4 protein-coding genes are annotated in these 3,925 nt (G+C 75.1%); 2 read left to right on the plus strand and 2 right to left on the minus strand.

All coding sequences use genetic code 11. The annotated features are described in order from the left end of the window. Window positions 1-109: 109 nt before the first annotated feature. On the minus strand, window positions 110-1,291 hold the full coding sequence (locus tag MHW47_RS33110) for a hypothetical protein (RefSeq protein ID WP_239227545.1): 1,182 nt from the start codon (window positions 1,289-1,291) through the stop codon (window positions 110-112). Then, entirely contained in the window at window positions 1,288-2,247 is a 960-nt protein-coding gene (locus MHW47_RS33115; protein ID WP_239227546.1) for a 5-dehydro-4-deoxyglucarate dehydratase, read from the minus strand. The genes MHW47_RS33110 and MHW47_RS33115 overlap by 4 nt, the downstream gene beginning before the upstream one ends. Window positions 2,248-2,444: 197 nt before the next feature. Between MHW47_RS33115 and MHW47_RS33120 the strand changes: the two genes are divergently transcribed. Both MHW47_RS33120 and MHW47_RS33125 read left to right on the plus strand, forming a co-directional pair. Further along, window positions 2,445-3,260 (plus strand): NAD(P)-dependent oxidoreductase, encoded by an 816-nt coding sequence (locus MHW47_RS33120; RefSeq protein ID WP_239227547.1) that lies wholly within the window; start codon window positions 2,445-2,447, stop codon window positions 3,258-3,260. Between the two features lie 92 nt (window positions 3,261-3,352). After that, window positions 3,353-3,925: TerD family protein (locus tag MHW47_RS33125; protein WP_239227548.1), on the plus strand; the 573-nt coding region annotated here is incomplete at its 3' end.

Here is a 3,925-nt window from a genome sequence, read left to right on the forward strand (position 1 = left end):
GGCGGCGGTGCTCACGGCGTCGCTGCTGGGGACGGGCCGGCGGGAACCGGTGGCTCCCGCGGGCCCGTCGGCGCCGGCCGGGGCGTGACGGGGCGCCCCGGCCCGTGGCTCAGCCGAGGCGGGAGAGCGCCGAGGCGACGGCCGCCAGGTCCGGGTCGGAGGCCAGGCCCGCGTGGTACAGGCGCAGTTCGTTCGCGCCGAGCGACGCGGCGTGCGCGGCGTCCCGTTCCAGCGTGTCCGGGCTGCCGCCCATCCCCCGCACCACGGTGAGGTTGGCGGCGAGCACGGCGTCCCCGGGGGCGCCCGCGAACGGCCCGAGCACCGCCTCGCGCGCCGCGTCCGTGCCGGTGCAGGGCAGCACCACGCCGTCCGCGACGCGCAGGACGTGGCCGGGATCGACGCCCGGGTTCGCCCCGCAGCGGTACGGGGCTGGGTCGGCGTGCAGCAGCACCCGGAACCCCGGTGCGGCGGCCGCCCGTACCGCGCCGGTCACCGCCTCCTGGAGTTCCCGCGCCACCCCGGTGCGCCACCGCAGCGTGGCCTCCGCGAGGTCCGCGCCGAGCAGCTTGCCGACCGCGTCCCAGCCTGCCTCCGGCGCCCCGGACCCGGCCCAGACCGGTTCCAGGGCGCGGCGCACGGCCGCGCCCAGCTCGCCGGCGTCCAGGCCCTGGGCCGCGTAACCGGCCCGGCAGACGGTGCAGAAGCAGAGCGACATCAGGTACTGCGCGGCGTCCCCGAGCCCGACGCCGGCCACCTTGTCGTGGGCGTGCAGATGGGCGTAGCCGTACCAGCCGCAGGACTCCAGCTCGGTGCCCGCCGCCCCCTCGCGCACCGCGGCCTCGGCGGCCAGGTCCACCAGGTGGGCGCGGACCTCGGGCCGGGCGACGCAGGGCGCCCACGGGTAGCGGTCGCCGTAGGCGTTGACGACCGAGGTGGCGGGGTGTTCCGCGCCCAGCCGGGAGTTGTGCGCGAGGACCACCCAGCTGTGGACGTCGAGCCCGGCCCCGGACAGCGCCCCGGCCGCCTCGGCGAACGGGTCGTCCGAGGCGATCCAGGTCTGCCGGTACGGGCGCAGCGTCCGCCCCGCCCACCGCCCCTCGTCCGGCGGGTACAGGACGGCGGCGTGCTCGGCGGTGACGACGCGGCGGGCCGGGTGGCGGGGGGTCAGCGCGCGGGTCGAGTGGTAGGCGGAGGCGAGGGTGACCTGCTGGACCCCGAGGTCCGCGATGCGGGCCGGGGCGTCGGGGTCGCCGATGACGTCCCAGGGGTAGAGGAAGGCGGAGGTCCTCATCCGTGCCCCCTCGCGCCGTGCCGCTCCAGCAGCGCGCGGCCGGCGGCGACGATCCCGGTCAGCTCCTCGATGTGCTCGGGCGTCGGCTCGGTGAGCGGGCTGCGCACCGGGCCGACGTCCAGGCCCTCCAGCCGCACCCCGGCCTTGACCAGCGAGACGGCGTAGCCGCGCCCCTTGGCGCGCAGTTCGACCAGCGGCCGGTAGAAGGTGTCGAGCAGTCCGTCGACCAGCGGGCGGTCGCCGGAGTCCAGGGCCCGGTAGAAGGCGAGCGCGATGTCGGGGGCGAAGGCGAAGACGGCCGAGGAGTAGAGCGAGACGCCGATGCCCCGGTAGGCCGGGCCGGTGAGTTCGGCGGTGGGCAGCCCGTTGAAGTAGAGGAAGTCCCGCCCGGGCAGCCCGGTGCGCACGGCGCTGACGATGCGCTGCATGAGGTCCAGGTCGCCGTAGCCGTCCTTGAGGCCGATGACGCCCGGCGTCCGGGCCAGCGCGAGCACGGTCTCGGGGGTGAAGACGGCGTTGTCGCGCTGGTAGACGATCGTCTCCAGGCCGGTGGCACCGGCCAGCTCGGTGTAGTGCGCCAGCAGCCCGGCCTGGTCGGCGTGGACGAGGTACGGGGGCATGGCCAGCAGTCCGTCGGCGCCGGCCTCCTCGGCGAGCCGGGCGAACCGGACGGCCAGCGCGGTGCCGTATCCGGTGCCCGCGACGACGGGCACCCGCCCGGCGGTCTCCTCCACCGCGGCGGCCACGACGCTCCGGAACTCCTCCGGGGTCAGCGCGTGGAACTCCCCGGTGCCGCAGCACGCGAACACCGCCGCCGCGCCCGCGTCGACGCCCCGGCGGACGTGCGCGCGGAAGGCGTCGAGGTCCACGGAGCCGGACGCGTCGTACGCGGTGACGGGGAAGAAGAGCGGCCCGGCGACGGCGGTGAGTCGGGCGGCAAGCGGGTCTGGGCTCACGGGCCCCTCCTGAGGCGTGCGCATTTATGATTGGTGTCCATATTCATGAACGACGCCTAAGCTAGGCCCCGCCGCGCCGCCGGGTCAAGGCACCGACGGCCGGTCCAGGACAGCCGAAACCCGATCCCCCTTGACGCCCTCCGACCCCCCACATACCTTGTCCACGCATGTGAACCTGATCCAAGAGGAGACCCCGCATGCCCGCCGCAACGCCCCGCACCGTCCTGCTCACCGGCGCCGCCGGCGGCCTCGGCACCCTGATGCGCGAACTGCTGCCCGCCCACGGCTACACGCTGCGCCTGTTCGACATGGTGCCGATCGAGGGCGAGCCGGACGCGATCACCGCCGACCTCGGCGACCCGGCGGCGCTGCGCGAGGCCGTGGCGGGGGTCGATGCGATCATCCACCTCGCGGGCATCTCGCTGGAAGCCTCCTTCGACAAGATCCTCGACGCGAACATCCGCGGCACCTACAACCTCTACGAGGCCGCGCGCGAGGCCGGCGTCCGGCGGATCGTGTTCGCCTCCTCCAACCACGCGGTGGGCTTCACCCCGCGCCCGCTGCCGGGCGACCCGCTGATCCCGGTCGACACCCCGCGCCGCCCGGACACCTTCTACGGCCTGTCCAAGTCGTTCGGCGAGGACCTGGCCCAGCTGTACTGGGACCGGCACGGCATCGAGACGGTCTCCGTGCGCATCGGCTCCTGCTTCCCGGAGCCGACCTCCGTGCGGATGCTGTCGGTGTGGATGAGCCCGGCGGACGGCGCCCGGCTGTTCGACGCCGCGCTCACCGCCGAGAACGTGGGCCACACCGTCGTCAACGGCTCCTCGGACAACACCCGCCTGTGGTGGGACCTGACCTCCGCCCGCGCCCTGGGCTACGAGCCGCAGGACGATTCGGAGCGGTACGCGGCGAAGCTCGTCGCGGAGCAGGGCGAGCTGGACCCGGACAACCCGGACCACGCCCACCTCGGCGGCCACTTCTGCACCAACCCGCCGCGCTGGCCGCACTGAGCCGCATCACCCGGAACAGCTGCTTCCGCCGTCCGGGCGAATCCGCCGGAAGGTAAGGGAACGGCAAAGCCGGGTCGTTCGTTCAGCCGGACATGACCGCTATGACACCTGGCTCGAATCTTCCGCTCACCGCCGTCCGCGTGGCGGTGGACGTCGCCGCGCCCGTGCGGCTCGACGTGTCGGGCCTGCTGCTCACCGCCGGGGGCAAGGTGCGCTCCGACGACGACTTCATCTTCTACAACCAGCCGTCGGGCCCCGGCGTGACCTACCGGTCCGGCGGCGGCAGCGCGCCGGACGCCGTCGTGGTGGACACCGCCGCCGTGCCCGCCGGCATCGAGAAGATCGTCGTCACGGCCAGTCCGGACGGAGCGGGCCAGACCTTCCAGGGCATCGAGCCGACCGCCACCGTGCGCAACGCCGACGACGGCAGCGTGCTGGCCTCCTTCACCCCGCCCCGGCTGGGCTCGGAGACCGCCCTCGTGGTCATGGAGGTCTACCGGCGCGCCGGTGCCTGGAAGGTCCGCGCGGTCGGCCAGGGCTACGCGAACGGCCTGGCCGGCATCGCCACGGACTTCGGTGTCACGGTCGACGAGGCGCCCGCCGCCCCCGCGCCGGCCACCGCCCCCGCTCCCCCGGCCCCCGTCGCCGCGCCGGTGGACCCGCGC

Source organism: Streptomyces sp. OfavH-34-F, from assembly GCF_022347745.1.
Taxonomy (GTDB): Bacteria; Actinomycetota; Actinomycetes; order Streptomycetales; family Streptomycetaceae; genus Streptomyces.